Origin of the sequence: Streptomyces sp. NPDC001843 (assembly GCF_042891955.1) — a bacterium.
GTDB lineage: Bacteria > Actinomycetota > Actinomycetes > Streptomycetales > Streptomycetaceae > Streptomyces.
Window position 1 is genome coordinate 68,072 of the sequence record NZ_JBIATQ010000005.1, and the last position, 25,835, is coordinate 93,906.

General features: G+C 72.2%; 28 protein-coding genes. 11 read left to right on the plus strand and 17 right to left on the minus strand.

All coding sequences use genetic code 11. The features are described 5' to 3' along the window. Positions 1-62: 62 nt before the first annotated feature. The 4 genes from ACFYZQ_RS14505 to ACFYZQ_RS14520 all read right to left on the minus strand — a co-directional run bounded on the left by ACFYZQ_RS14505 (position 63) and on the right by ACFYZQ_RS14520 (position 2,511). The gene (locus ACFYZQ_RS14505) at positions 63-377 is read right to left on the minus strand and encodes a hypothetical protein (protein ID WP_389146426.1); all 315 of its coding nucleotides are present in this window, start codon (positions 375-377) and stop codon (positions 63-65) included. 131 nt (positions 378-508) lie between these two features. Further along, the gene (locus ACFYZQ_RS14510) at positions 509-1,117 is read right to left on the minus strand and encodes a TIGR03086 family metal-binding protein (protein WP_389146429.1); all 609 of its coding nucleotides are present in this window, start codon (positions 1,115-1,117) and stop codon (positions 509-511) included. Positions 1,118-1,126: 9 nt separating this feature from the next. Continuing rightward, on the minus strand, positions 1,127-1,771 hold the full coding sequence (locus ACFYZQ_RS14515) for a TetR/AcrR family transcriptional regulator (protein WP_389146431.1): 645 nt from the start codon (positions 1,769-1,771) through the stop codon (positions 1,127-1,129). Continuing rightward, positions 1,768-2,511 (minus strand): peptidyl-tRNA hydrolase, encoded by a 744-nt coding sequence (locus ACFYZQ_RS14520; RefSeq protein ID WP_389147355.1) that lies wholly within the window; start codon positions 2,509-2,511, stop codon positions 1,768-1,770. Before ACFYZQ_RS14520 ends, ACFYZQ_RS14515 begins: the two co-directional genes overlap by 4 nt. 70 nt (positions 2,512-2,581) lie before the next feature. Here ACFYZQ_RS14520 and ACFYZQ_RS14525 point away from each other — a divergent pair, with 70 nt between their 5' ends. Together ACFYZQ_RS14525 and ACFYZQ_RS14530 are read left to right on the plus strand one after the other, a co-directional pair. Then, positions 2,582-3,472, plus strand: a complete 891-nt coding sequence (locus ACFYZQ_RS14525) for an ATP-binding cassette domain-containing protein (RefSeq protein WP_389146434.1) — start codon at positions 2,582-2,584, stop codon at positions 3,470-3,472. Beyond that, complete coding sequence (locus ACFYZQ_RS14530) at positions 3,469-4,140, plus strand: ABC transporter (RefSeq protein WP_389146437.1); 672 nt, start codon at positions 3,469-3,471, stop codon at positions 4,138-4,140. The genes ACFYZQ_RS14525 and ACFYZQ_RS14530 overlap by 4 nt, the downstream gene beginning before the upstream one ends. Here the strand turns inward: ACFYZQ_RS14530 and ACFYZQ_RS14535 are convergent. The 9 genes from ACFYZQ_RS14535 to zapE form a co-directional block, all read right to left on the minus strand. Continuing rightward, entirely contained in the window at positions 4,132-4,323 is a 192-nt protein-coding gene (locus ACFYZQ_RS14535; protein ID WP_389146440.1) for a hypothetical protein, read from the minus strand. The two genes, ACFYZQ_RS14530 and ACFYZQ_RS14535, sit on opposite strands and share 9 nt — an antisense overlap. A gap of 18 nt (positions 4,324-4,341) precedes the next feature. Further along, a complete protein-coding gene (locus tag ACFYZQ_RS14540) occupies positions 4,342-5,199 on the minus strand; it encodes a polysaccharide deacetylase family protein (RefSeq protein WP_389146443.1) in 858 nt (285 codons plus the stop codon). A gap of 86 nt (positions 5,200-5,285) precedes the next feature. After that, complete coding sequence (locus ACFYZQ_RS14545) at positions 5,286-6,806, minus strand: FAD-dependent oxidoreductase (protein ID WP_389146446.1); 1,521 nt, start codon at positions 6,804-6,806, stop codon at positions 5,286-5,288. Between the two features lie 46 nt (positions 6,807-6,852). Continuing rightward, a complete protein-coding gene (locus ACFYZQ_RS14550; protein ID WP_389146449.1) occupies positions 6,853-7,725 on the minus strand; it encodes a PPK2 family polyphosphate kinase in 873 nt (290 codons plus the stop codon). A gap of 151 nt (positions 7,726-7,876) precedes the next feature. After that, entirely contained in the window at positions 7,877-8,722 is an 846-nt protein-coding gene (locus ACFYZQ_RS14555; protein ID WP_389146451.1) for a slipin family protein, read from the minus strand. A 178-nt stretch (positions 8,723-8,900) separates the two neighbouring features. Then, entirely contained in the window at positions 8,901-10,391 is a 1,491-nt protein-coding gene (locus tag ACFYZQ_RS14560; protein ID WP_389146453.1) for a SulP family inorganic anion transporter, read from the minus strand. A gap of 8 nt (positions 10,392-10,399) precedes the next feature. Continuing rightward, complete coding sequence (locus ACFYZQ_RS14565; protein ID WP_389146456.1) at positions 10,400-10,981, minus strand: carbonic anhydrase; 582 nt, start codon at positions 10,979-10,981, stop codon at positions 10,400-10,402. 82 nt (positions 10,982-11,063) lie between these two features. Then, the gene (locus tag ACFYZQ_RS14570; protein WP_389146459.1) at positions 11,064-11,459 is read right to left on the minus strand and encodes a hypothetical protein; all 396 of its coding nucleotides are present in this window, start codon (positions 11,457-11,459) and stop codon (positions 11,064-11,066) included. A 185-nt stretch (positions 11,460-11,644) separates the two neighbouring features. Continuing rightward, positions 11,645-12,757, minus strand: a complete 1,113-nt coding sequence (gene zapE, locus ACFYZQ_RS14575; RefSeq protein ID WP_389146461.1) for a cell division protein ZapE — start codon at positions 12,755-12,757, stop codon at positions 11,645-11,647. A gap of 36 nt (positions 12,758-12,793) precedes the next feature. Between zapE and ACFYZQ_RS14580 the strand changes: the two genes are divergently transcribed. From ACFYZQ_RS14580 to ACFYZQ_RS14610, 7 genes are all read left to right on the plus strand, one after another. Next, positions 12,794-13,624 (plus strand): pyrimidine reductase family protein, encoded by an 831-nt coding sequence (locus ACFYZQ_RS14580; RefSeq protein WP_389146464.1) that lies wholly within the window; start codon positions 12,794-12,796, stop codon positions 13,622-13,624. 96 nt (positions 13,625-13,720) lie between these two features. Continuing rightward, positions 13,721-14,194 (plus strand): indole-3-glycerol phosphate synthase, encoded by a 474-nt coding sequence (locus ACFYZQ_RS14585; RefSeq protein ID WP_389146467.1) that lies wholly within the window; start codon positions 13,721-13,723, stop codon positions 14,192-14,194. Positions 14,195-14,461: 267 nt separating this feature from the next. Then, positions 14,462-15,850, plus strand: coding sequence for a UDP-N-acetylmuramate--L-alanine ligase (murC, locus tag ACFYZQ_RS14590; RefSeq protein ID WP_389146469.1), 1,389 nt, complete (start codon positions 14,462-14,464; stop codon positions 15,848-15,850). Positions 15,851-15,863: 13 nt separating this feature from the next. Continuing rightward, a complete protein-coding gene (gene msrB, locus ACFYZQ_RS14595; protein ID WP_132850446.1) occupies positions 15,864-16,271 on the plus strand; it encodes a peptide-methionine (R)-S-oxide reductase MsrB in 408 nt (135 codons plus the stop codon). A 141-nt stretch (positions 16,272-16,412) separates the two neighbouring features. Continuing rightward, the gene (locus ACFYZQ_RS14600; RefSeq protein ID WP_389146472.1) at positions 16,413-17,543 is read left to right on the plus strand and encodes an ABC transporter ATP-binding protein; all 1,131 of its coding nucleotides are present in this window, start codon (positions 16,413-16,415) and stop codon (positions 17,541-17,543) included. Continuing rightward, entirely contained in the window at positions 17,540-18,256 is a 717-nt protein-coding gene (locus ACFYZQ_RS14605) for an ABC transporter permease (RefSeq protein WP_389146475.1), read from the plus strand. Before ACFYZQ_RS14600 ends, ACFYZQ_RS14605 begins: the two co-directional genes overlap by 4 nt. Continuing rightward, complete coding sequence (locus ACFYZQ_RS14610; protein ID WP_389146477.1) at positions 18,253-18,921, plus strand: ABC transporter permease; 669 nt, start codon at positions 18,253-18,255, stop codon at positions 18,919-18,921. The genes ACFYZQ_RS14605 and ACFYZQ_RS14610 overlap by 4 nt, the downstream gene beginning before the upstream one ends. Before the next feature lie 9 nt (positions 18,922-18,930). On the opposite strand, the gene ACFYZQ_RS14615 is transcribed toward ACFYZQ_RS14610, so the two are convergent. From ACFYZQ_RS14615 to ACFYZQ_RS14630, 4 genes are read right to left on the minus strand one after another with little or no spacing between them, the layout of a single operon-like run. Next, the gene (locus ACFYZQ_RS14615; RefSeq protein WP_389146480.1) at positions 18,931-19,536 is read right to left on the minus strand and encodes an ATP/GTP-binding protein; all 606 of its coding nucleotides are present in this window, start codon (positions 19,534-19,536) and stop codon (positions 18,931-18,933) included. Continuing rightward, positions 19,523-19,939, minus strand: coding sequence for a DUF742 domain-containing protein (locus tag ACFYZQ_RS14620; RefSeq protein ID WP_388800300.1), 417 nt, complete (start codon positions 19,937-19,939; stop codon positions 19,523-19,525). The genes ACFYZQ_RS14615 and ACFYZQ_RS14620 overlap by 14 nt, the downstream gene beginning before the upstream one ends. A 49-nt stretch (positions 19,940-19,988) precedes the next feature. Then, entirely contained in the window at positions 19,989-20,465 is a 477-nt protein-coding gene (locus tag ACFYZQ_RS14625; RefSeq protein ID WP_389146482.1) for a roadblock/LC7 domain-containing protein, read from the minus strand. Continuing rightward, the gene (locus ACFYZQ_RS14630) at positions 20,462-22,966 is read right to left on the minus strand and encodes an ATP-binding protein (RefSeq protein WP_389146484.1); all 2,505 of its coding nucleotides are present in this window, start codon (positions 22,964-22,966) and stop codon (positions 20,462-20,464) included. The genes ACFYZQ_RS14625 and ACFYZQ_RS14630 overlap by 4 nt, the downstream gene beginning before the upstream one ends. Before the next feature lie 309 nt (positions 22,967-23,275). Here ACFYZQ_RS14630 and ACFYZQ_RS14635 point away from each other — a divergent pair, with 309 nt between their 5' ends. After that, on the plus strand, positions 23,276-24,235 hold the full coding sequence (locus ACFYZQ_RS14635; RefSeq protein ID WP_389146487.1) for an ABC transporter substrate-binding protein: 960 nt from the start codon (positions 23,276-23,278) through the stop codon (positions 24,233-24,235). Between the two features lie 40 nt (positions 24,236-24,275). Continuing rightward, entirely contained in the window at positions 24,276-25,772 is a 1,497-nt protein-coding gene (locus ACFYZQ_RS14640) for an aromatic amino acid ammonia-lyase (protein ID WP_389146490.1), read from the plus strand. Positions 25,773-25,835 lie beyond the last annotated feature (63 nt).

A 25,835-nucleotide genomic window follows, 5' to 3' on the forward strand; every position in this document is an offset into this window, starting at 1 on the left:
CACGGGCCCGTGGGGATCCCCCGGTACTCCCCGTGGCCGTCGTCGGAGACCCTCGATCACTGTCAGCCGGCGAAGATGTATGCGAGCCGTCCAAGTGCTACCAGGAAGAGCGCCCAGGGTGGGATGAGAAACCAGATGCTCAACCACCGCTTGGCAACCGGAATCAGCGTCAGCAGAGCGGTCAGGGCTGCCAGGAGGCAGGCGACGTAGCCGAAGGCTATGTTGTCGAACGGAAACATCTGGGGCCTCGCGAAGGCCAACCAGGTGTACACGCCGGTAAGGAAGTTGAGGAACGCCAAAGCGATGGCGCAGACAGCGGCGCCCAGGACGGCACGCATGGTCAGCCGCGGGCGTACGGGTGTCTGCGGTGACGGCACCTCGGCTCCCCCCTGGCGGTGAGTACCGCCTTCCGTACAAGCTAGCCGTCGCGACAGTGAGTCGTGTGGATTCGGTGAACCGGTGAGAGATTCACCAGACGGCTCGGACGCTGCTCGTCGCAGCGGCATCCTCACCCCCGTATCAGCCACTCCTCCGGTGAGCGTCCGAGCAGGCGCAGTGTCTCCTCCAGCGCCCCGGTGCCCTCCGGCACCTGGAGCGCGGGGGCGAAGGGGGAGCCGGGCCCGCGGCGGTCCGGGTCGGTCGGCACCCGCCGGGCGACGGCCAGCGCCGCGCCGAGTACTTCGTCCGGCAGGTCCAGGTCCATGCCGAGCGTGGCTGCCACGTCCCAGGCGTGCACCACGTAGTCCACGAGGTGGAAGCCGACCGCCGTCCGGCCCGGAACGCTCAGCCCCAGCTCCGCGAGCCCGAACTCCTGCTCCAGCACGCCCGGTTCGGCGAAAGCGGCCAGTACGGACGTGGCGGCCACTCGGTGTACGCGGGCGGGCTCGCGCATGTCCTCCGGATCCCGCCAGCGCGCCTTCTCCAGCCCCGCCCCGCGCGCGGCCGCCGCGAACCCGTGATGCTGTGCGGCCATGTGCGCCACGAGCGAGCGCAGCGTCCACCCCGCACACGGGGTGTCCCGCTCCCAGTCCTCGTCCTTCGCCAGTTCCACGACCCGCATGGCCCCGTACACGGCGACGCGGTCGAGCTCGACGATGTCGCTCCCGGTGACAGTCATGGACCGAGCCTAAAACTGTGCGAACGGTCGTGCTAGTTGTTTCTCCGTCACCGTGCTCCGCAACCGCCCCGCGATGCCCACCCGGGCCCTGCGATAGGCGGTCTCCTCGTCGTGCAGCACCGAGACGGCGTTGGCTGTCTCCAGCAACGCCACGAGTTCGAAGGCGAGTTGGGCCGCATCCGTGTCGGCCCGCAGCTCACCGGCGCCACGGGCCTCCTCCACCGTGCGCTCCACGACGGCCGTCCACCGGCGCTGGGCCCGCACCACCGCGTCGTGCACCGGCCCGGACCGAGCGTCGAACTCGGCGACGACACCGTAGAAGAAGCAGCCTCCGGGGAAGACCCGCCCCCGCGAGTACTCCAGCCACAGATCGCACAGCCGCCACACCCGCGCGACCCCCGCCGGGACCTCGGCGACGGGGTCCATCACCTCCCCGGCGAAGATCCGTTCCGCCTCCCGCACGGTGGCCAGTTGCAGCTCCTCCTTGGACCCGAAGAGCGCGAACACCCCACTTTTGCTGAGCCCCAGCTCCGTGGCCAGTCGCCCGACGGACAACGCCTCGAGTCCCTCCACGGACGCGATCTCGACGGTACGGCGCAGTACCAACCGCCGGGTCCGGTTGCCGCGTTCCACCCGGCCGTCGGTCTTGGTCACCGCAGCGCCGGATGGTCGGCGACCACGGTGCAGGAGCCGGGGGCGATCTCCGTGAAGCCCGCGTCACGCACCAACGGCAGGCCCGAGGCGGTCAGTTCGGGCCACTGGGCCGGCGCGGCGGTGCGCACGGCGAGCGGGAAGCCCGCCTCCCGCCAGGCGGCCCGCTCCTCGTCGGACAGCTCCCACCAGGCGAGCTGGGCACCGTGGCCCACCTGGGCCATCGCCTTGCCCGCCGACATCTCCAGCTCCGGGTTCAGCCACAGCACGGGCGCCGTGGGGTCGGCGTCGGTGGGCGGCTCCGGGTCGTCCAGCTCGGTGCCGGACACCTGCAGCCTGGCCAGGTCCTTGGGCCAGCCGTCCAGGGGGACGGGCGGGAACACGCGGACCTCCGCCGACTTCCCGGTGACCGTGATCCCGGGCAGCGCCTCCGCGCGCCGCCACTCGGCGCCCCGGGCCCGCCTGACCACCTTCCGGATCCGGGCGTCCTCCCAGTCCCGCAGGGCCTCGGCCCACTCGCCGTCCCCCGTCGACCGCTCGTCACCGAGCATCGTCAGCACGGCACGGGCGGCGGTCTCCAGTGCGTCGGTACGCGCCGGGGGCGCCGTCTTCTCGAGCCGCACCACGAGGGGCAGGACGAACTGCGGAGCCTCGTCGCGCGCGGTGCGTTCGGCACGGAACGGGCTGTCGCCGGAAACGGTGGAATCGCCGGGAACGGTGAGGTCGCTGGTCACGTCCTCCAGTCTGCCAGGCGGAAGATCGGTACTTCCGGGCACGTGCGGACGGCGGAACCGGGAGCGAGGATGTCCAGTCATGACAGGTGAGTTGCTGCTGGAGCGCGTGGGCCGTCGCTACGGTCTGCGCGGCCCCTGGGTGCTGCGCGGCGTCGACCTGGCCCTGGCGCCGGGGACCCTCACCCGCGTCGAGGGCGCCAACGGCACCGGCAAGTCCACCCTGCTGCGCCTGCTCGCCGGGGTCGACGCCCCCAGCGAGGGCCGTGTCTCCGGCCGCCCGCGCACCGCCTACGTCCCGGAGCGGTTCCCGCCGGCCCTCCCCTTCACCGCCGCCGAATATCTGACCCACCTCGGCACCGTCCACGGCCTTTCCCGCCGGGTCGCACCCCGCGCGGCGGCCGAATGGCTGGACCGCTTCGGCGCGGGCGCCTACGCCCGGACACCGATGGACCGGCTGTCCAAGGGCAGCAGCCAGAAGGTGGCGGTCGCGCAGGCGCTGCTCGCCGAGCCCGAACTGCTCGTCCTCGACGAGGCGTGGACCGGACTGGACACCGCGGCCCGGGCGGAGCTGGAACGGGCGGTGGCCGAACGCGTGGCGGCGGGAGGCGCCGTCGTGTTCGTCGACCACGACCCGCGCCGCCTCGCCGAGGCGGCCGACGCCACGTACGCGGTCGTCGACGGCGCCCTCGACCGTCGTACCGAGCAGGCGACCGCGCCGACCGGACCGCACAGGCTCGTCACCGTGCAGGGCCCGCCCGGCGGCCGGCTGCCCGACGAGGTGGTCAGGGCGGTCACCACGGCCGAGGAGGAGACGCCCGGCACCTACCGGCTCGGCGTCCCCGTCTCCCACTCGGACGTCGTGCTGCGTGCCCTGCTGACGGCCCGACCGCCCTGGCACGTGGTCGGTGTGCACTCCGGCGACCCCGACCCCGCCCCCGCCCCGGGCCCCGACCCCGAAAGCCGCCCATGAACGCCCTCCTGCGCTACCAGGCCGCCCTCCTGCTGCGCTCCCAGCGCTGGCTGCCGCCGTTCCTCCTGTACGCGGCCTTCCTGGCCATCAGCGTGCAGGGCGGGCAGCCGGTGCTCGACTCGCTCGGCTACACCGCCGCCGCCCTGCTGCCGGTCGCCGCCTGGCTGGTGCGGATCTGCGTCACCAACGAGCCGCCCGCGGCCCGTACCTGCGTCGCCGCGGCGGCCGGACCCGGCAGGGCGCATCTGGCCTGCCTGCTGGTGGCCCTGACCACGTCCGCGGTGCTCGGCACGGTGACCACCCTGGCCGTGACCTGGATCAGTGATCCCGCCAGCGTCGGGCACCGCGTCCACGTCCCGCGCCTCGAAGCCGGTGCCGCCGGGCTCCTGGCTGTGCTGGCCTGCGCCCTGCTGGGCACGGCCGTCGGCGCCCTCACCAACTGGCCGCTGCTGCGCTCGCCCGGCCGCGCGGTGCCCGCGATGCTGCTGGCCGCGCTGCTGGTCCTGGTCGTGGCCGGCTCCCCGGCGCGGGCGGCGGTGCGCGGGCTGGTCACCGGCTCGCAGTCCGGCCACGTCCCCGTGCCGCTGCTGCCGCTCGCCGGGGCGGCGCTGCTCGCCACCGCCGCCGCGGCCCTGGCCTGCGCGCTCACCGCCCGCCGCTCACCCTGAACAGGCGGTGCGCTGCGCCTCCTGCCACTCGCATCGCGGGCACAACGTGATGCCCTTGTACGACTCCGGGTACTCCGTCGGCTCCCGGCACAGCACACAATCGGCGTACGGCGGCCCCTCGGCCTCGGGCGGCTTGGCGGCGTCGGCGATCGTGCAGTAGTCCGCACTGTCCGTGTCGCTCATGCTTCCAGCGTAAACGGCTCACCGCCGGGCGCCCGTGGCGCCGATCAGCTCCGACACCTTGACGAACCGGTAGCCCCGCTTGCGCAGTTCCGGCACGACCGTGCGCACGGCCCGCTCCGTCGTCGGGGCCGCGCTGCGCGTGCAGTGCATGACGACGACCGAGCCCGGCTTCACCCCGTCCAGCACCTGCCGGGCCACCGCGTCCGCGTCCGTGGCGAACGCGTCGCCGCTCACGACGTCCCACTGCACGGCGGTGACCCCGAGGCCGCCCAGCGCACGCAGTGCCTTCTGGTCGTAGCAACCGCCCGGGAACCGGAAGTACGGCATCGGGTGCGGCACGCCCGCCTTGCGGATGGCGGTGTACGCCCGCTCCACCTCCGAGCGCATCCGGTCCGCGGGGACGGTCGGCAGGCCGTAGCAGTCCCCGGTGAACGCGTAGTGGCTGTAGGAGTGGTTGGCGACCTCGAACCGCGGGTCGTGGCCGAGGGAGCGGGCCTCGGCCGGGTACTCGTCCGCCCACCGGCCGGTCATGAACACGGTGGCCGGCACCTTCAGCGACCGCAGCGTGGCGATCAGCGCCGGGTTGTCGAAGTGCTCGCCCGCCGCCGCGCGCGGCCCCTCGTCGGCGGTCATGTCGGCGTCGAAGGTGAGCGCGACCGTCTTCCCCCGGGTCCGCGGTCCGTTCTCGAAGACCGGCGTCAGGCCGCCCGGGCCGGGGGAGAGGGTGGGCGGGGGCGTGGCGGAGGGGGCGGGCTTCGCGGGGGCGGGCCTGGCGGGGGCCGGGTGACCGGCGTGGGGCGCTCCGGTCGTGCCGCAGGCGGCGAGGGCCGCACCCAGGGCGCAGACGGCCGCAATTCGTCGTACAGGTCTGATCACCGTACGAAAATAGGGCGGGATGTTCCTCTGTGTGATGATCTCATGTAGGGCTCGTCGGTGCGGTCACCCGCCCGGCGGCAGTCCCGTCACAGATTCCGCTGCTCCAGCGGTTTGACCGCCGGTCCCTGGACCACCTTGCCGTCGATGTCGAAGCGGGAGCCGTGGCACGGGCATTCCCAGGCCCGCTCGGCCGAGTTGAAGGCGACCAGGCAGCCCATGTGGGTGCACCGGGCGGAGAGGGCGTGCAGGTTGCCGCCCTCGTCACGGTGGACGGCCAGCCGCTCGTGCCCGGAGTGCACCACGGCCCCCTCGCCGGGGCCGATCTCGTCGACGGACGGCGCAGGACGCAGCCGGTCACCGATGAAGTGCCCGGCCACCTTCGCCTGGTTCCTGAGGAACGAGGGGGCCTCCCGCACGGCGGACTTCAGCCGGCGCGGGTCGTACAGCTCCCGCCACGGGCGGTCCCGCCCGGTGATCAGCGAGGTGAGCAGCAGACCTGCCATCATTCCGCCGCTCATGCCCCAGCCGCTGAAGCCGGTGGCGACGTAGGTGTGCCGGGCACCGGGATGCAGCGGGCCGACCAGCGGCACGGTGTCGGTCGGCTCGTTGTCCTGGGTGGCCCAGGCGTGGGTGAGCTCCACACCGGGGAAGTGCTCGCCGCCCCACGCCTCCAGCCGGTCGAAGCGGGCCGCCGTGTCGCCGGTGCCGGGGGTGAAGTGCTCCCCGGTGACGATCAACAGCCGCTGCCCGTCCTCGCCCAGGGGCGCGGTGCGCACCGAGCGGGTGTCCTCCTCGGGGGTGATGTACATCCCGTCCGGGTCCCGGCTCGCGTCGAGGGTTCCGGCGACGACGAGTTCCCGGCGCGGAGAGAGCCGGGTGAACAGCAGGGCGCGGTCGAAGACCGGGTAGTGCGTGGCGACCACGACGTGCCGGGCCGTCACCGTGGCGCCCGAGGCGGTGGTCAGCCGGCACGGCTCGCCCTCCTCCAGGCCGGTGACCGTGGTGTCCTCGTAGACCCGGCCGCCACGCGCGAGCAGGTCCTCGGTCAGGGCCAGCAGGTACTTGCGGGGATGGAACTGCGCCTGCCCGGTCACCCGCACAGCGCCCGCCACCGGGAACGGCAGACCCGTCTCCGTCACGAACGAGGCGGGCAGCCCGGCCTCCCGCGCCGCCTCGGCCTCGGCCCGCACCTCCTCCACCCGGTCGTGGTCGCGGACGAACGTGTAGGCGCTCCTGCGCTCCCAGTCGCATTCGATGCCCAGCTCCTCGACCAGCGCGGCGGCGTGCTCGATCGCCTCCGACTGCGAGCGGGCGTACAGTCGGGCGCCCTCCGCTCCCCGGGTCCGGCGCAGCCTGTCGTAGATCAGGGTGTGCTGCGCGGTCAGCTTGGCGGTGGTGTGCCCCGTGACCCCGGCCGCCACCCGCCGGGCCTCCAGCACCGCCACGCCGAGCCCGGCCCGCGCCAGCTCGTGCGCCGTGCTCAGCCCGGCCACGCCCGCGCCGATCACGGCCACGTCGACGTCCACGTCATCGGTCAGGGCGGGGTGGGACGGGCCCGGTGCCGTCTGGAGCCAGTACGAACCGCTCAGGTGCCGGTGATCGCTCATGGGCGCCGGGTACCCCGCCCCGGCGGACTTGACCGTGGCCCGGCCGTCACCCCTCCTTCAGCAGCCGCTCCCGGCACCGGGCCACATCGAAGTCCGCCGCCGGATAGCCAGGGGCCAGCTCCTCCAGATGGGCCAGCAACAGCCGGCTGATCGCCCAGTTGCGGTACCACTTGTGGTCCGCCGGGATCAGGTACCAGGGCGCGGCCCGGGTCGAGCAGCGCTCCAGGGCGATCTGGTACGCCTCCTGGTAGGCGGGCCACCTGGCACGCTCCTCGATGTCGGCCGGATCGAACTTCCAGTGCTTCTCCGGGTTATCGAGGCGCTTGAGCAGACGGCGGCACTGCTCCTCATACGAGATGTGCAGGAAGCACTTGATCACGGTCACACCGTCCTCGGTGAGGGCCCGCTCGAAGTCGTTGATCCGGGGGTAGCGCAGCTCGATCTCGGTGCTCGGGGCCAGCTCGTGGACCCGGGCGATCAGGACGTCCTCGTAGTGCGAGCGGTCGAAGACGCCGATCTCGCCCGGCTCGGGCAGCGCCCTGCGGACGCGCCAGAGGAAGGGGTGCCGGCGCTCCTCGTCGGTCGGCTGCTTGAAGGCCTTGAGCCGGCAGCCGGACGGATTGAAGTGGCTGACGACGTGCTTGACGGTGCCGCCCTTGCCGCTGGTGTCCATGCCCTGCAGGACCAGCAGCAGGCGGCGCCGGTCGCCGCGGGCGCCCGCCGCCCACAGGCGCTCCTGGAGAGCGGCCATGCGCTTGCCGGCCCGCGCGGTGGCGTCCTTGGCGGCGGCCTTGTCGCCGGGGCCGCCGGGGGTGGCCGCGGCGTCGTACGCGCCGAGGTCCACGGGGCGGCCGACGGGGAGGCGCAGCAACTCGCGGAGAGGGGCCGCCTTGTCCTTGTCCTTGCCGTTCCTCGCCACCGTGCGCCCCTTCCGTCCGGCATCCCTCGCCCGCGTCACCGGGTTCCCCGGTTCGGCGGGCGTAGCGGCCGGTGCGGGTGTCCCGGGCCGGTACGTGGCTGCGTGGACGGTCAGGGCACGCCGGACGGTGTCCGAGGTGGCGCCGCTCGCGTCATCCCGGTCGGAAGACCACGTCGTCGGTGCCGGTCTGCTGCGGGGCGTGCTTCTCCTCGAGGCTCTTCTCCTGGGGTCCCGTCTCCTGAGAACCCTTCTCCAGGAAGCGCAGCAGTTCCACCGGGATGGGCAGCACCAGGGTGGAGTTCTTCTCCGCCGCCACCGCCATCACCGTCTGCAGCAGCCGCAGCTGCAGGGCGGAGGGCGTGTCGGCCATCTGCTGCGCGGCCTCGGCCAGCTTCCTGGAGGCCTGCAGCTCGGCGTCCGCGTTGATGATCCTGGCCCGGCGCTCCCGGTCGGCCTCGGCCTGGCGGGCCATGGAGCGCTTCATCGTGTCCGGCAGGGACACGTCCTTGATCTCGACGCGGTCGATCGTGACACCCCACTCGACGGCCGGGCTGTCGATCATCAACTCGAGACCCTGGTTCAGCTTCTCGCGGTTGGAGAGCAGGTCGTCGAGATCGCTCTTGCCGATGATGGACCTCAGGGAGGTCTGCGCCATCTGGGACACCGCGAACCGGTAGTCCTCGACCCGGATGATCGCGCTCACCGGATCGACGACCTTGAAGTAGACCACCGCGTCCACCCGCACGGTCACGTTGTCGCGCGTGATGCCCTCCTGCGCGGGCACCGGCATCGTCACGATCTGCATGTTGACCTTGCGCAGCCGGTCGACCCCGGGGATGATCATGGTGAAGCCCGGTGGTCTGTGCGCGTCGGTGACTCGGCCGAGCCGGAAGACCACGCCGCGCTCGTACTGCTTGACGACCCGCGCCGCCGAGGCCAGGTACACCAGACCCGCGGCACCGGCCGCGACGATCGCTCCCACCAGTTCCTGGAGCATGACGACCTCCTCCACACCAGAGGCATCGTCTTGTAACGATATGCCCGCGTTCGTCCGGAGGCCATGTCCCGGGCGACCCGGGACCGGGCGGAGCGGCAGGGTGGGGGTGGCAGGGCCGGCCGGCCGGTCCGGGGCTGTGCTCTCGGCGCCCCGGCCCGGCCGGTCGTCCCGGGTGTGGCTAGGCCGCCATGAGCCGCACCGGCTCCGTGCCCGCCGCGCTGTGCCGTTCGGCCCAGTTCTCCAGGGCCGTGCGGCAGGCGTGGTCGAGGTGGTGCAGGCCGGACAGGTCCAGCCGGATCGGGCGGTCCTGGGGCAGCGCCTCCAGGGTGTCGAGGATCTTCGGCAGCCGCAGGAAGGTCGCGTTGCCCGACAGGTACGCCTCGACGGGACCGGCGCCCTTGTCGACGACCTCCAGCTTGACGTGCGAGGACTCCCAGGCGGTCTTGATGACGGCCAGCGCCAGTCCGATGAGCACGCCCTCGAACATGCTGACCGCGACGATCGACACCGCCGTGACGCTCAGGATCACCGCCTCGCCGCGCTGCTCGCGCCACAGGTCGGCGAGCGCCCGGACGGGAACCAGCTTGGCGCCCGAGTAGATCAGGATGCCCGCGAGCGCCGGGATCGGGATGTAGCCGAGCGCCGCCGGCAGCAGCGCAGCGAACAGCAGCAGCCACACACCGTGCATCACGCGGGACGCCTTCGTCCGCGCACCCGCCTGGACGTTCGCCGCGCTGCGCACGATCACCGCGGTCATCGGCAGCGCGCCGAGCAGCCCGCAGATCGTGTTGCCCACGCCCTGGGCGAGGAGCTCCTTGTCGTACTGCGTGCGCGGCCCGTCATGCATCCGGTCCACCGCCGCCGCGCTGAACAGCGACTCGGCTGACGCGATCAGTGTGAACGCGAGGACCGTGCCCAGCATCCCGATGCCCGCCAGCTCCCCGAGGGAGCTCATCGGCGGCGGCTGGATCGAGTCGATCAGCCCCTTCACCTCGACGGTGGCCACCGGCAGGGACAGGACCAGCGCGGCCAGCGTGGCGAGGCCGACCGCGGCCAGCGGACCCGGCAGCGTACGCACCTTCGCCGACATGTGCTTCCACAGCACCAGCACGGCTGTCGTGCCCGCGCAGAGCGCGAACGAGGCCAGCGCCTCCGTGCTGCCCAGGGAGTCGATGAACGCCCCGGGCAGCCCGGCTATCTTGCCGAGGCCCGAGTCGGGGGCCTTCGCGGCCAGCGCCGGGTACAGCTGTCCGGCGATCAGCACCAGGCCGATGCCGGCGAGCATGCCCTCGACGACCGAGACGGAGATGGCCCTGAAGTAGCGGCCGACCTTCAGCCCGCCCATCAGGACCTGGAGCAGACCGGTGGCCAGCACGATGGCGCCGAGCGCGGGCAGCCCGAACTCCTGCACCGCCTCGAAGACCAGCACGGTGAGCCCGGCGGCCGGCCCCGACACCTGCAGGCTGCTGCCGCGCATCAGCCCGGTGACGATGCCGCCCACGATGCCGGTGACAAGTCCGAGCTCCGCCGGGACACCGGAGGCGACGGCCACGCCCACGCAGAGCGGGAGCGCGACCAGGAAGACGACGAGGGACGCGGCGAAGTCCTGCTTGAGGTACGGGAACCGGGACTTCGGGGGCGTCGGGGATATGGGGGTCACGTTGGTCATCGGCGCGCTCACAGGGACTCGAAGGTGTCGGTCTGCGGGCGGTGCGCCTGTACGGCGCCGGTGTGTACCTCGTAGTACCAGGCGTGCAGGGCGAGCCGGCCCTGCGCCAGCTTGTCGGCCACGCACGGGTACGAGCGCAGCCGCAGCAGCTGGGCGAGGACGTGGCTCTGCACGCCCTCCGCGACCGTCGGGTCCTCCACGGCCCCCTTGGGGCGGGGCGTGGCGTGCGTCAGCCAGTCGCGCACGGCGGGCACGGCGTCGAGGTCGTCACCGCGCACCAGCGCGCCGACCGCTCCGCAGTGGGAGTGGCCGCAGACGACCACGTCCCTCACGCCGAGCACCTCCACGGCGTACTCGATGGTGGCCGCCTCGCTGCAGGGGTGCTCCGAGGCGTACGGCGGGACGATGTTGCCCGCGGTGCGCAACTCGAAGAGCTCGCCGGGACGGGCGCCCGTGATCAGGGCCGGGACGACCCTGGAATCGGAGCAGGTGATGAACAGAACCTGGGGGGACTGGCCTTCGGCGAGCTTGGCGAACTCCTCAGGGCGCTGTCCGAACGCACGGGCGTTGTCGATGAGGGGCTGCTGCATGTGTGTGGGATCCTCCTGGCGCGCCTCGGTGGCGCGTCGGGCTTGCACGACGGATGTGTGGGGGGGAAACAGCACCCGGCTCTCAGCAGCGGAAGACCTGCAGCGCGGCCGGCGAGAGGGATCTCCCGGGTCTGGCTGTGCGGTGGTGCGTCCCGTGGGGCGCGGCCACCGGCTGCGCCTCCACCCGTTCACGGGCAGGCAGCGGGCGTTCCTGATCCCACCCGCAGGCGGCGGTGCGCTGGCGGTGGCGGGTGTGCGGGGGACCGGCGGGGTCCCCGGGGCAACTCAGGTCACGGAACGTGTCGGAACCGTCGTGCACCGGCTTGGAGGAGGACTTGATTCCGGGCTGGGCCTTGGCCTCCACCTGATGGAAAATATGCGCGGATGCGAAGGTTCCGGCGGGCGTGAAGAGCTGCAGTGCGAGCAGGGCCGTGGCGAGGAGCGAGATCACGGCCCGGGTTGTCTTACCTCGGAACATGCGCCCCCCTTCCCCGTTTCACGCCTCTGGTCCATGCCAAGGATAGGTCAATGGATGGTCAAGAAGTACCGTAACCCAACGGAGATGTTTGCAGGGTTAACTCGGTGTTACACGCAGAAGAGAGCGTGAAAAGCGCCGGTCGCGTGGCCTGAAGTGGCCCTTGACCGGCGCGTTCTGTCGCGGTATCAGCCCTGCTCGGTCGGCACCAGGTCCTTGGCGTCCCTGGCGAGCGCGGTGAGCCGGGATATCGCGCGGAAGTACTTCTTGCGGTAGCCGCCGTTCAGCATCTCCTCGCTGAACAGCTGGTCGAACGGCAGCCCCGAGGCCAGGACGGGCACCTCACGGTCGTAGAGCCGGTCCGCGAGGACGACGAGCCGGAGGGCCGTCGACTGGTCGGGGACCGGGCGCACGCCGGTGAGGCACACGGCCCGCAGGCCGTCGGTCAGCGCGCCGTACCGGCTGGGGTGCACCCGGGCCAGGTGGTCCAGCAGCCGCGGGAAGTCGTCGAGCGACGCGCCCTCGGTGGCGTGCGCGGCCCGGGTCACCTGCTCGTCGGAGAACGGCGCCGGGGCCTCGGGCAGCCCGCGGTGGCGGTAGTCCTCGCCGTCGATGCGCAGGGTGCGGAAATGAGCCGACAGACCCTGGATCTCACGCAGGAAGTCGGCCGCCGCGAACCGGCCCTCGCCGAGCTTGCCGGGCAGCGTGTTGGAGGTGGCCGCGAGCGCCACGCCCGCCTCGACCAGCCTGCCGAGCAGGGTGGACACCAGGACCGTGTCGCCCGGGTCGTCGAGCTCGAACTCGTCGATGCACAGCAGGCTGTGCCCGGACAGCGTCTGCACCGTCTGCTGGAAGCCGAGCGCGCCGACCAGGTTGGTCAGCTCGACGAACGTGCCGAACGCCTTGCGGGACGGCTCGGCCGGGCTGGCGTGCCAGAGGGAGGCGAGCAGGTGGGTCTTGCCCACGCCGTAGCCGCCGTCCAGGTAGACGCCGCGCGGGCCGGCCGGGGCCTTGGGGGCCTTGGGCCTGCCGAAGCCGAACAGACCTCTCCGGGGGGCTCCTCCCGCGCGTGCGCCGTCGGTCCCGGCCGCGAAGTCCTCGAGCACCCCCACCGCCTCGATCTGGCTGGGCTGGCCGGGGTCCGGGATGTACGTGGCGAAGCGCACCGAGTCGAAGCGCGGCGGCGGCACCATCTCGGCGACCAGCCGGTCCGCGGGGACGTGCGGCTCACGGTCACAGAGGGACAGGGGGGCCGCGTCGGCCACGGGGCCGATCCCGGAGGCAGCGGTGGAGGTAGGCACGCTTCCCTACTTTAAGCGCCGTGTCACACTGCACGGATGCGACGCCTGTTCCCTGTGACCGACGAAACAGCCGACCAGAGCATCGGTGCCGCCGCCCGCGAGAGGGCCGATGAGGCTCCCGGCGCCGACGCCGGCCGTGAGTGGAGCCTCGCCGAGCTCGCCGCCGCCTACGCCTATCCCGAGCCGGCCGCACCCGGCGGGCGGGTGCCATGGCTGCGGGCCAACATGGTGTCCACCCTCGACGGCGCGGCCCAGCACGAGGGCCGCTCGCACCCCATCTCCAGCGCGGCCGACATGCGGATCTTCGGCACGCTCCGAGCGCTGGCGGATGTCGTCGTGGTCGGTGCGGAAACGGTACGTCAGGAGGGATACCGGCCGGCTCGCGAGCGGGCGGAGTTCGCCGGGCTGCGGTCCTCGGCGGGGCAGGGGCCGGCCCCGGCGATCGCGGTCGTCACCGCGAGCCTGGAGCTGGACTTCTCCCTCCCGCTGTTCACCTCGCCCCTGGTGCCCACCCTGATCCTGACCGGAGCGGCAGCGGCCCCCGACCGGGTCGCCGCCGCGGAGAAGGCGGGCGCCCGTGTGGTCGTGGCGGGCGACGGGATGGGGGTGGACCCGGCCCGTGCCGTCCAGGCCCTCGCGGACCTCGGCCACACCCGGCTGCTCACCGAGGGCGGCCCGCGGCTGCTCGGCCAGCTCGTGGCCGCGGAGGTGCTCGACGAGCTCTGTCTGACCGTCTCGCCCATGCTCACCGCGGGGGACGCGCAGCGCATCGCCGGGGGACCGTCCGTCCCCGTGCCCCGGCGGTTCGAGCTGGTGTCCCTGCTGGAAGAGGCCGGATTCCTGTTCAGTCGCTACCGTCGGTCCTGAAAATCCGTGCGATCACGGGGCAGGATGGTTTCCGCGGGGCCCGCCGGGGCTCGCGGAGGAAGAGGCCCGGGGAAGCGCGAAGGAGAAGGGGCGCTGGTGTTCACAAGCGTTTTGATGATCGAGAAGGCCCTGACGTCCGCCGACGTGGAGTTCGTCAGCACCTTGCACGGAGAGGAGCAGGTCTCCTTCCACGTGCTGCTCCAGCCACGCGGCGACCAGGCTGACCGCCTGCTCAGGGCCATCGACGACATCGCGCTCGGCGAACTCGACGAGGCCGCGCGCGAGGGCGCCACCCCGGAGGGCGACGACGCCAAGGCGCTCGGCCGGCAGGCCCTGGACGTGTCCCTGACGGCGCTGCGGGCGGCGGGCGGCGAGGCGGAGGGCCGGCTGATCGAGGACCACCCGCTGGACGCCCTGAAGACCCTCGTCGACGAGGTGCAGGCGGACGAGGTGATCGTGCTGACCGACCCCCACTACGTGGAGGAGTTCTTCCACCGCGACTGGGCCTCACGGGCCCGGCACAAGGTGGGGGTGCCGGTGCTGAAACTGTTCTCGCACAGCAAGGCGTAGCCGCTGCCGCCTGACTCGGCCGTGCGGGGCGGGCGTGATCCCACGCCCCGAGGCGCCGGCGGCTCGCGTCCACCCCGCCTCGCCCACCGGCGCGTCCGCGCGGGTGGGTCGCCTCTCGGACCGGCCGGCGTCCGCCGGCGGTACGGGCCCGCCCCACCGGCGGCGACGTGCTCGCCCCACCGGCGGCGACGTGCTCGCACCCGGCGCCCGGCGCCCGCTATAGGGTGGGGGCGCTCACCGTAGTACCGGATCTTGGGAGATACGCACATGGCAGCCGGCCTTCCCCCCGCCATGGACCGACCGCACTTCATCGGCATCGGCGGCGCCGGGATGTCGGGTATCGCGAAGATCCTCGCGCAGCGCGGGGCCAAGGTGGCGGGCAGTGACGCCAAGGAGTCGGCGACCGCCGAGGCGCTGCGGGCACTGGGCGCGACCGTGCACATCGGGCACGCGGCCGAGCACCTCGCCGAGGACGCCACCTGCGTGGTCGTGTCGTCGGCGATCCGGAAGGACAACCCGGAGCTCGTCCGCGCCGCCGAACTCGGCATCCCGGTGGTGCACCGCTCCGACGCCCTCGCCGCCCTGATGGACGGGCTGCGCCCGATCGCGGTCGCCGGCACCCACGGCAAGACCACGACGACGTCGATGCTCGCGGTGTCGCTGACCGAGCTGGGCCTGAACCCGTCGTACGCCATCGGCGGCGACCTGGACGCGCCCGGCTCCAACGCCCTGCACGGAGAGGGCGACATCTTCGTCGCCGAGGCCGACGAATCGGACCGCAGCTTCCACAAGTACGCCCCCGAGGTCGCGATCGTCCTCAACGTGGAACTGGACCACCATGCCAACTACGCCTCGATGGACGAGATCTACGAGTCCTTCGAGACCTTCGCCGGCCGAATCGTGCCCGGTGGCACGCTGGTGATCTCCGCCGACCACGAGGGCGCCCGGGAGCTGACCCGGCGCCTGGCGGGATCGGTGCGGACGGTGACCTACGGAGAGGCGCCGGACGCGGACGTACGCGTGCTGTCGGTCGTCCCGCAGGGCCTGAAGAGCGAGGTCACCGTCCTCCTGGACGGGCAGGAGCTCACCTTCACCGTCTCCGTCCCCGGCCGCCACTACGCCCACAACGCGGTGGCCGCGCTCGTGGCGGGCGCGGCGCTGGGCGTCCCGGCCACCGAGCTGGCCGGCGCGCTGGCCGCGTACACGGGCGTCAAGCGGCGCCTGCAGCTCAAGGGCGAGGCGGCCGGCGTGCAGGTGATCGACTCCTACGCCCACCACCCGACGGAGATGACCGCCGACCTGGAGGCGATGCGCGCGGCCGGGGGCGACGCCCGGATCCTGGTCCTCTTCCAGCCGCACCTGTTCTCCCGCACCCAGGAGCTGGGCAAGGAGATGGGCCAGTCCCTGGCGCTCGCCGACGCCTCGGTCGTCCTCGAAATCTACCCGGCCCGCGAGGACCCGATCCCCGGCGTCACCAGCGACCTGATCATCGACGCGGCGCGCGCCGCGGGCGCGGAGGTCACGGCCGTCCATGACAAGGAGCAGGCGCCGGCGGTGATCGCGGGAATGGCGAAGGCCGGTGATCTCGTTCTCACCATGGGAGCGGGCGACGTCACCGACCTCGGCCCGCGGATCCTGGACCAGCTGTCGAAGTGAGGGGCTGAGACTCATGTCGTACGACGTCGAGAAGCCGGACGAGCAGTGGCGCGCGGAGCTGAACCCGGCCGAGTACGCCGTCCTGCGGCAGGCCGCCACGGAGCCCGCCTTCACCGGTGAGTACACCGACACCAAGACCAAGGGCGTGTACTCCTGTCGCGCCTGCGGCGCCGAACTCTTCACCTCCACCACCAAGTTCGAGTCCCACTGCGGCTGGCCGTCCTTCTACGACCCGAAGGACACCGACGCGGTGGAGCTCATCGAGGACCGCTCCCACGGCATGGTCCGCACCGAGGTCCGCTGCGCCCGCTGCGGCTCCCACCTCGGGCATGTCTTCGAGGGCGAGGGCTATCCGACCCCCACGGACCAGCGGTACTGCATCAACAGCATCTCGCTGCGGCTGACCCCGGACGAGGGCTGACTGCGGTAGGTCCTGTCAGGGCGTCGGCTGTCGAAGTTTTGAAATACTCGAGGTCTAGACTGCTCCCCGCAACGGCCCGAACGACGACGACCGTGGCCGAGAACGGGCAGCTTCTGCCACACCCGAAGGGTATGCGGCGCCTTGATAAGGATAGATTCAGTCACCAAGCGGTACCCGGACGGCACGGTGGCGGTCGACCGGCTGTCGCTGGAGATTCCGGACCGTTCGATCACCGTCCTCGTGGGTCCGTCCGGCTGCGGCAAGACCACGACCCTGCGGATGATCAACCGGATGGTCGAGCCGAGTGAGGGCACCATCCTCATCGACGGCGTCGACGTCCAGAAGCAGCCGGTCAACACCCTGCGCCGGTCCATGGGGTACGTCATCCAGAACGCCGGCCTCTTCCAGCACCGCACGATCATCGACAACATCGCCACCGTGCCCCGTCTGCTGGGCTGGAGCAAGGACAAGGCCCGGGGGCGCGCGGCGGAGCTGATGGAGCGGGTCGGGCTCGACTCCTCACTCGCCAGGCGCTACCCCTACCAGCTCTCCGGCGGCCAGCAGCAACGCGTCGGCGTGGCACGGGCGTTGGCCGCGGACCCGCCGGTGCTGCTGATGGACGAGCCGTTCTCGGCCGTCGACCCGGTGGTGCGCAAGGGTCTGCAGGACGAACTCCTGCGCATCCAGGAGGAGCTGGGCAAGACGATCGTCTTCGTCACGCACGACATCGACGAGGCCGTCAAACTGGGCACGATGGTCGCCGTGATGCGCACCGGCGGCCACCTGGCCCAGTTCGCCCCGCCCGCCGAACTCCTGTCCGCCCCCGCCGACTCCTTCGTCGAGGACTTCCTGGGCGCGGACCGCGGTATCCGCCGGCTGTCCTTCTTCTCCTCCGCCGGGCTGCAGTTGCAGACCGCGCCGGTCGTCGCCGTCGACGCCGGCGCCGACAAGCTCGCCGCCCGCGGCACCGCCGACGCGCCCTACGTCCTCGTGACCGACCTCGACGGCCGCCCGCTCGGCTGGAGCAGACCGCAGGACCTCACCCCCGGTGAGATCGCGCCGGAGCGGCTGCTGCCGTACGGGCGGCCCTTCGTGGCCGGCCGTGACTCGCTGCGGGCCGCGCTCGACGGCACCGTGCTCTCCCCGACCGGCTGGGCGGTCGCCGTGGACGACGCCGGGCGGGTCGTCGGCGTCGTCTCGCAGCAGGTCATCGGCGAGGCCATCCGCGAGGCCCACGCGGAGGCGCCCCACGCTGCGAAGGTGGCCGGATGAACGGCCTGTTCCACCTTCCGAGCGACCTCCAGAACAGCTACTGGGGCCTGATCGGCCTGCACCTGCGCGAGGCCCTGCTGCCGGTCCTCGCCGGCCTGCTGGTGGCCCTGCCGGTCGCCCAGCTGTGCGTACGGCTGCGCTGGCTGTACGCGCCCGTGCTGTGGGTGACGACCGTGGTGTACGCGATCCCCTCGCTCGCCCTGTTCGTCATCCTCATCGACTACACGGGCCAGACCGAGACCACGGTGATGATCCCACTGGCCCTCTACAGCCTGGTGGTTCTCGTCCCGGCGATCGTCGACGCCGTCCGGTCGGTGCCGCAGGAGACCCTCGCCGCCGCCACCGCCATGGGCTTCGGGCCCGTACGCCGCTACCTCCAGGTGCAGTTGCCGATCGCCGTTCCCGCCATCCTCGCCGGCCTCAGGGTCGCGACCGTTTCGAGCATCTCACTCGTCAGCGTCGGTGCGCTCATCGGCAACCAGGGCGGCCTCGGCAATCTGCTCCACGACGGCATGACCTACCACCAGCCGCGTCTGATCTGGCTCTCGGTGGTCGGCTCGGCCGTCCTCGCCGTCCTCGCGGACGCCGTGCTGGTCGGCGTCCGTCTGCTCCTGACGCCCTGGATGCCGCGCGGCACCCGCAGGGCACGCCCCGTCGACGCCGAGGCCCGGCCCGAACCGGCCGCGGCCGCCCTGGAGGACGCCGTCCGATGAACGTACTCCACTTCGTCAACGCCTTCTTCAGCGACAACGCCAACTGGCACGGCTACGACGGCATTCCGACCCGGCTGCGCGAGCACGTCCAGTACACACTGATCGCCCTCGCCATCGCCGCCGCCATCGGCCTGCCGGTGGGGCTGCTCACCGGGCACACGGGCCGCGGCGGCAATGTCCTGGCGCTCGTCGCCACGGCCGCGCGGGCGCTGCCCAGCTTCGGTCTGCTGGTGCTGATGTTCGTCCTGATCGGCTTCGGCCTGGTGCCCGTCATGATCCCGCTGGTCGCTCTCGCCGTGCCGCCGATCCTGGTGACGACGTACGAGGCGATGCGCTCCGTCGACCCGTCACCGGTGGACGCCGCACGGGGCATGGGCATGGGGGAGCCGCGGATCCTGTTCCAGGTCGAACTGCCCGTCGCGCTCCCGCTCATCCTCAGCGGGCTGCGCTCGGCCGCCATCCAGATCGTCTCGACGGCCACCATCGTCGCCTACGTCAGCCTCGGCGGGCTCGGGCGGTACATCATCGACGGCCTCGCCCAGCGCAGCTACGCGAAGGTGGTGGGCGGCGCCACCCTGGTGGCGGGGCTGGCGCTGGTCACCCTCGCGGTGTTCTCGCTGGTGAACAGGATCGCGGTGTCACCGGGCGTACGCCGCGCGGCCTGAGCCCGCCCTTCAGCGTCCCTCGGTGCGGGCCAGCGCCAGCTCCAGTACGACGAGCAGCGCGTCCCGCACCGAGCCGCGTTCCCGGGCGTCGAAGACCAGCACGGGGACACCGTCGTTGACGTCGAGCGCCCAGCGGACCTCGTCCAGGGTGTGCTCCACCGTGCCGTCGAAGGCGTTGACCGCCACCGCGAACGGGATGCCCTTGTGCTCGAAGTAGTCGACGGCGGCGTAGCAGTCGTCCAGGCGGCGGGTGTCGACGATGACCAGCCCGCCGACCGCGCCCTCGACGATGTCGTCCCACATGAACCCGAACCGCTCCTGCCCGGGCGTGCCGAACAGGTACAGCTTGAGCGTCGGGTCGATGGTGATGCAGCCGAAGTCCATCGCCACCGTGGTGGTGGTCTTGCGCGGGGTGTGTGTGAGGTCGTCCACCCCTGCCGCGACCTCCGTGATCGCGGCCTCGGTGGTCAGCGGCTCGATCTCCGAGATCGCGCCCACGGCGGTGGTCTTGCCCACGCCGAAACCGCCCGCGACGACCATCTTCACCGGCAGCGGGGGCCGTATCACGGCCGACCGCGCGGCCGGGCCGCCGGTCGGAGCTTCAGTCGGTGTCACTCAGTACCCCCCGGGAGTCGGGGATGGCGCGGAGGCCATCGATAACCCTGCGCAGGACGGACGCGTCGTGGGTGGCGTCGGAGTCGGGCACGCACACCGTCAACTGCCCGGCCGCGCGCAGATCCTCGGCCAGGACGCGGACCACGTTGAGGTGCAGTCGCAGCCGGGCCGCCAGCTCCGCGATCGACAGCGGGAGCCGGCAGGCGGCGACGATGTCGTGCCGTTCGAAGGACAGCGTCTCGAGCGCGTCGAGCCCGGCGGCGGTGGCCACCACCTGGGTCTCGACGGGCACCGTCCGGCCGGAGCCGCTGTCCGCGACCCGGCCCGCGGTGACCAGGAACGGCCGTACGGCGGGGGCGGGGCCCACCGGGTCGGGGCCCGGGGGCGGGGAGCCGTCCGCCATGACTGCGTGTCTTCCTCTCTCGGCTGTCTCGCCCTGACCGCGCCGGCGGTCAGCGCGTCGACGGAACGCCGACGGTGTTCTTCAGCTCCAGCACGAGCTGGGGGCTGAGCGCGGCGCCGGCGCGGTTGGCGAACAGTGTCATCTCGTACGCGATGTTGCCGAGCTTGGCCTCCTTGTCGGCGACCACGCCGAGGACGGCGCCGCTGCCGATGGCGGAGACGATGACATGGCCGCCCTGCAGATCGATGATGACCTTGTTCAGGCTGCCCAGCCCGTAGTTGCCGGAGGCGCCGGCGGCCAGGCTGGTGATGCCGGAGACGATCGCGGCCAGCCGCTCGGAGTGGGCGCGCTCGCGCAGCTCCGACACGGCGATGAGCAGCCCGTCGGAGGACACGGCGATGGCGTCCACGACACCCGCGGTCTCGGTGGCGAATCGCTTCAGCAGCCAATTGAAGTCGGCCGCGGCTGCCTGCAGATCGGTCGGCTTGGTGCCGCCCGTCGGGGTGTCACCTGTCGACGTGCTCACTGCTCGGCTCCTTCCGGGAGGTTGTTCTGGTCGTGCGCGTGGTGCGTCGTCTCGGTCCCGCCGGTCCCGCCCGTCACGCCGGTCAGGTCGGGACGCGGGAAGTCCCCGGTGTCGCTGTCCCGCCGGGCGCGTTCCACCGCCGCCTCGAACTCGTCCAGCGCGTCGCGTACGGCGTCCGCGTCGACGGTCCGCGCCACCTGCGGCACGACCTGGGCGGCACCGGCGGTCGTGCGGAGGGTCGCTCCGCGCACCCGGCGGTGCAGGGGCCGGGAGGCGCCTGCGGCGGGCGGAGGTGCCCCGGTGCCGGCGCCGGTCCCGTCCTCGCCCGCCGACTCCCGGCGCGGGACCCGCCGGGGGAGCGGGGAGGGACGGTCGTGCCCGGGGCCCGCGTCGGGGGTCCCGGAGGCGGCGGTGGGAACCGGGGGAGGAGCGGTGGGCGTCGGGTCGAGGGGTGCGGCGGATGCGCGGGCGAGCGCCGTCGCACCGGAAGCCCCGTGTCCGGCGGTCACCGCCGCGGCCTCGGCGGAAACGGGCCCGTCGGGAAGATCGCTTTCCGCCGGACCGCCGGAGGCCACCGTCAGCAGCAGGCGGGCCGGCAAGGTCACCTCCGCCGTCACGCCTCCGCCCGGGGTGCGGGAGAGCACGACCCCGATGTCCCAGCGGCGTGCCAGCGTGCCGACCACGAACAGGCCGAGGACCTTGGTCGGCACCAGGTCCAGGCGTTCGCGGCGGACCAGACGGGCGTTCTCCTCCGCGAGGCGCTCGGCGCTCATGCCGAGGCCGTGGTCGGTGATGACGACGTGGGTGCCCTCGTCACCGGAGCTGACGGTCACCTCGATGGGGCTGCCCTGCGGGGAGAACGACACCGCGTTCTCCAGGAGTTCGGCCAGCATCAGGGTGAGGTCGCCGATGATGTCCGGCTCGATCATCGCGTCCGCCGTCGCGTGCAGCCGCACCCGCTGGTAGCCCTCGATCTGTCCGAGCGCGGCCCGTACGACGTTGCTGAGCGCGGTCGGCCCGGCGTCAAGGACGGTCTCCCGGATGCCGGCCAGCAGCATCAGGCTGTCGGCGTTGCGGCGCAGGCGCACGGCGATGTGGTCGATGGAGTACAGCCGCTCCAGCAGCGCCGGATCGGTCTCGCCCCGCTCCACCGCGTCGATCAGCGCGAGCTGCCGCGTCGTCAGGTTGCTGACCCGGCGCCCGACGTTGCCGAACATCTCCGCGACGTTGCGCCGGCTGAGCACCTGCCGCTCCAGCAGCGCAGCCGCGCTGGTCTGTACCCGGTTGAAGGCGCCGGCCAGGTCGCCGATCTCGTCGCGCGCGGTGACGGGTACGTCCCGCAGCCGGGGCGGCCCGTCGTCCTCGGAGTCGTCGTCGGCCACCCGGGCCAGTTCCCGGCCCGCGACGTCGGCGACCTCCCGCGCCACGTCTGTCAGGGCCTGCACCGGCCGGATCACCGAACGGCGGACCACGAAGGCGAAGGCGAGCCACAGGGCGAAGCCGATCAGCGCGACACTCAGCAGCAGCCCGGCCCGCCACTGTGCGGAACTCGACGCCGCGTCGGCCCGGACGGCGATCCGGGCGATCAGCGAGGTGGTGATCTTCAGCCGGGCCGCGGACTGTGCCGGGTAGTCGGGGTAGTCGTCCAGCGCGTCCTTGACCGCCGCCCGGATCTCGGCCTGGCTGCCGGCCTCCAGCTTCCCGGGGGCGATCTGCAGCTCGGCGTACGACTCGGCGATGGCGCGCTGCGCGGAGGTGTGCTCCATCCCGGCCAGCGCCTCGGCCTGGTCCGCGGTGGCGAAGCGGGCGAACCGGTCCGCCTGGTGCTCGTACAGGTCGTAGGCGCCGACCGCGGCGGTGAACTCGATCAGCGCGTTGGTGTCCCCGGTGGTCGCCGAGAACACGCTGGTCTCGAAGGAGCTGTGGGCGGCGTCCGCGCGCAGCAGCGAGTCCAGCAGGCTGCCGGTGAACGTCGAGGCCAGGGAGACGTTGCGGTCCAGGTCCAGCCCGTCGATCAGGTCCTGCGAGGCGTTGGTGTACGCCGGGTCGATGTTGTCGGCCGGGAAGTAACCGCCCTCGACGGTCCGGCGCAGGCTGCTCAGCCCCTCGATCTGTCTGAGGGCCTGCGCCTCGGTGTCCGGCAGCCGGCCGCCGAAGGTGTCGCGCACCTTCTCCGCCTGGGTGTCGACCGCCTTCTGCGCCGCCCGGTAGCCCTTCGGGGAGGGCCTGCCGGCACCCGCCTCGTAGCGCACCGAGAGCAGGATGGCCTGCTGGTGCTCGGCCTCGACCAGGTTCACCAACCGGGCGACCTGGGCGCTGTCGCGGACCAGCCGCGCCGCCGACCGGGCGCTGCCGGACTGCTGGAGGAGGTCGGTGATGAGGTAGGACAGCAGTGCCGCGATCACCGCGAGAGGCACGCCGACCAGGATGTTCAGCTTGCGCCGGAAGGGCCAGCGGTCTGCAAAGCCCCGGGCGGGCGCGTCCACAGCCTTCGTGGACACAGGGCCTCCTAGGTAGGGGTGTCTCCACCTGAATGATGCGTAACGACACCGAAGCGGGCCCCGTACACCGCTGTGACCGACGTCAACGGCCGTGAGACTACAGCGTCCTTGAAGCGTCAATCAGCAGAGCGCATGTCAAGAATCCGTTACAAATGAACCGCTTGTGCTACACAACTAGCCACTGACCGAAGTCAACCAGTGACCAGAACACTCTTGACTGACCGAAGACAGCCTGGATTGGATCAGCCTCAGAGCTGTTCCACGCTGTGCACGTTGTCCACCGCACCATCTGAGCCCGGAACGGGAACCGTGACTACCAACACCCACACCAGCAGGTCATTCCGGAGACACCCCGGCGCGGCGATCGTCACGCTGGCCGCGGCGACGGCCCTGCTGGCGGGCTGTTCCTCCTCCTCCGACAAGTCCGACGACCCGCTCGCGGGCAAGAAGGCGAGCGGCGGCACCGTCGTCGTCGGCTCCAACAACTTCCCCGAGAGCACCCTGCTCGCCGACATCTACGGTGAGGCCCTGAAGGCCAAGGGAATCAAGGTCGAATACAAGCCGAACATCGGCAGCCGCGAGACGACCTACGGCCTGCTCAAGAACGGCAGCATCTCGGTCCTGCCCGAGTACAACGGCGCGCTGCTGGCCTACCTCGACCCGAAGGCCACCCCGAAGACGGTCGGCGAGACCACGGACGCCATCAACGCTAAGCTCGACTCCAAACTGACGCTGCTGAAGCCGGCCTCGGCGCAGGACAAGGACTCCGTCACCGTCAACAAGGAGACGGCGGCGAAGTACAACCTCACCGGCAAGTCCTCCATCGCCGACCTCAAGGACGTGGCGAAGGACCTGGTCATCGGCGCCTCGCCGGAGTTCCAGACCCGGCAGCAGGGCCTGGTCGGCCTGAAGTCGGTCTACGGCCTTCAGTTCAAGTCCTTCAAGGCGCTGGACGCGGGCAGCACGCTGACCCAGACGGCGCTGAAGAAGAACACCGTGCAGGCCGCGGACATTTTCACCACCGACCCGACCATCTCCAAGGAGAAGTTCGTCGTCCTGCAGGACCCGAAGAACCTCTTCGGGTTCGAGAACGTGCAGCCGCTGGTCTACAAGAGCGCGCTGAACCAGAAGGGCGTGGACACCCTCAACGCCGTCTCCGCGAAGCTGGACACGGCCGCGCTGCTGGACCTGGACACCCAGGTGCAGTCGCAGAACAAGGACCCGCTGGACGTCGCCAAGGCCTGGCTGAAGTCCGCCGGCCTCGACTGACCCGGCATCGTTGAACACGAGCGTCGAAGGAGCGACGTGGGTGTCCCCGGACGCCGGGGACACCCACGTCGTGCTCGACGGCCAAGGCCTCGACCTGACCGGGATCGTCCGGCTCGCCGACGCCGCCGCCGAACCCCGGGTGCAGGCCGACGCCCTGGAGCGGGTCCGCCGGTCCTGGGAGACGGCGGGCCGGCTAGCCGCCACCGGCCGACTGTACGGGCGCGGCACCGGCGTCGGCGCCCACCGCTCGGTGACGGTCGACCCCGACGACGAGACCGCCCACGGGCTGCGGCTGCTGCGCAGCCACGCGGGCGGCGCGGGCCCGCTCCTGCCCGCCCGCCAGGTCCGCGCCATGCTCGCCGTCCGCGCCAACCAGCTCCTGGCCGGCGGCTCCGGCATCCACCCCGCCTTCGTGACCGCCCTCACCGAAGCCCTCCGCCTCGGTGCCCACCCCGCCGTCAACGAGTACGGCGGCCTCGGCACCGGCGACCTGACGGCCCTCGCCCAGACGGGGCTGACCCTGATCGGGGAACGGCCCTGGCTGGCCTCGGCGGCGGACAGCGCCGGCCGACCCCGCCCGGACGCCCCGCCGGACGGGCTTCCCGCGCCCGTGACACCCGGCCCCGGCGACGCGCTCGCGCTGCTCAGCAGCAACGCGCTCGCACTCGGCCGGGCCGCGCTCGCCGGGCACGACGCCGAGGTGCTGCTGCGGGCCACCCACGCGGTCGCCGCCCTCTCGCTCGCCGCCGTCTCCGGCTCCCCGGAGGCCTATGCCGCCGAGGTGCACGCCCTGCGTCCCTACCCCGGTCCGGCCCGCGCGGCCGCCGAGGTGCGGCGGCTGCTCGGCATGCCCGAACGGCCGCGCGCGGCCGGGCGCCGGATCCAGGACCCGTACGGGTTCCGTGCCTTCCCACAGGTGCACGGCGCCGCTCTCGAGGCCTCCGGCAGGCTGCGCGGGATCATCGAGGTCGAGGTCAACTGCCCGTCGGAGAACCCCCTCGTCACCCCGGACGGCCACGCCTACCACCACGGCGGGTTCTTCGCGACCCCGCTCGGCCTTGCCCTGGACGGGCTGAACCTCGCGCTGCTCCAGACCGCCCAGCTCTCCGCCGCCCGCCTCGCGGCACTGGGCCGCGCCGACCTCACCGGGCTGCCCGCCTTCCTCGCCGCCGGCCCCGCGAGCAGCTCCGGCACGATGATCCTGGAGTACACGGCCAACTCCGCCCTGGCGGAGCTGCGTTCCAGCGCCGCGCCCGCGTCCGCCGGTCACGCCGTCGTCTCGCACGGCCTGGAGGAGGCCGCCAGCTTCGCCGGTCAGGCCGCACGGCAGACCCAGCGGGCCGCCGACGCCTACACCACCGTCCTGGCCTGCGAACTCGTCACCGCCGTACGGGCGTTGCGCCTCCTTCCGGTCCCGCCGCCCGTCCCCGCCTTCACCGTGGCGGCCGCGGCCCTACCGCCCGACACCGAGGACCGCCCGCTGACCGGGGACGTGACGACCGCCGCCGAACTGCTGCCGGTGCTCGCCGCGTTGTGAGTTTTCGCCGCGCGGAGCGGTCTCGACGGAAGAAATCGCGCAAGGGCGGTCTCCCGCTGGAGC

Bases quoted from the DNA above. Each gene is read 5' to 3' on its own strand.
- ACFYZQ_RS14510 (WP_389146429.1), bottom strand. From the start codon at position 1,117: ATGACTGTCACCGGGAGCGACATCGTCGAGCTCGACCGCGTCGCCGTG.
- ACFYZQ_RS14525 (WP_389146434.1), top strand. From the start codon at position 2,582: ATGACAGGTGAGTTGCTGCTGGAGCGCGTGGGCCGTCGCTACGGTCTG.
- ACFYZQ_RS14530 (WP_389146437.1), top strand. From the start codon at position 3,469: ATGAACGCCCTCCTGCGCTACCAGGCCGCCCTCCTGCTGCGCTCCCAG.
- ACFYZQ_RS14535 (WP_389146440.1), bottom strand. From the start codon at position 4,323: ATGAGCGACACGGACAGTGCGGACTACTGCACGATCGCCGACGCCGCC.
- ACFYZQ_RS14545 (WP_389146446.1), bottom strand. From the start codon at position 6,806: ATGAGCGATCACCGGCACCTGAGCGGTTCGTACTGGCTCCAGACGGCA.
- ACFYZQ_RS14555 (WP_389146451.1), bottom strand. From the start codon at position 8,722: ATGCTCCAGGAACTGGTGGGAGCGATCGTCGCGGCCGGTGCCGCGGGT.
- ACFYZQ_RS14560 (WP_389146453.1), bottom strand. From the start codon at position 10,391: ATGACCAACGTGACCCCCATATCCCCGACGCCCCCGAAGTCCCGGTTC.
- ACFYZQ_RS14565 (WP_389146456.1), bottom strand. From the start codon at position 10,981: ATGCAGCAGCCCCTCATCGACAACGCCCGTGCGTTCGGACAGCGCCCT.
- ACFYZQ_RS14570 (WP_389146459.1), bottom strand. From the start codon at position 11,459: ATGTTCCGAGGTAAGACAACCCGGGCCGTGATCTCGCTCCTCGCCACG.
- ACFYZQ_RS14580 (WP_389146464.1), top strand. From the start codon at position 12,794: ATGCGACGCCTGTTCCCTGTGACCGACGAAACAGCCGACCAGAGCATC.
- murC (WP_389146469.1), top strand. From the start codon at position 14,462: ATGGCAGCCGGCCTTCCCCCCGCCATGGACCGACCGCACTTCATCGGC.
- msrB (WP_132850446.1), top strand. From the start codon at position 15,864: ATGTCGTACGACGTCGAGAAGCCGGACGAGCAGTGGCGCGCGGAGCTG.
- ACFYZQ_RS14605 (WP_389146475.1), top strand. From the start codon at position 17,540: ATGAACGGCCTGTTCCACCTTCCGAGCGACCTCCAGAACAGCTACTGG.
- ACFYZQ_RS14610 (WP_389146477.1), top strand. From the start codon at position 18,253: ATGAACGTACTCCACTTCGTCAACGCCTTCTTCAGCGACAACGCCAAC.
- ACFYZQ_RS14620 (WP_388800300.1), bottom strand. From the start codon at position 19,939: ATGGCGGACGGCTCCCCGCCCCCGGGCCCCGACCCGGTGGGCCCCGCC.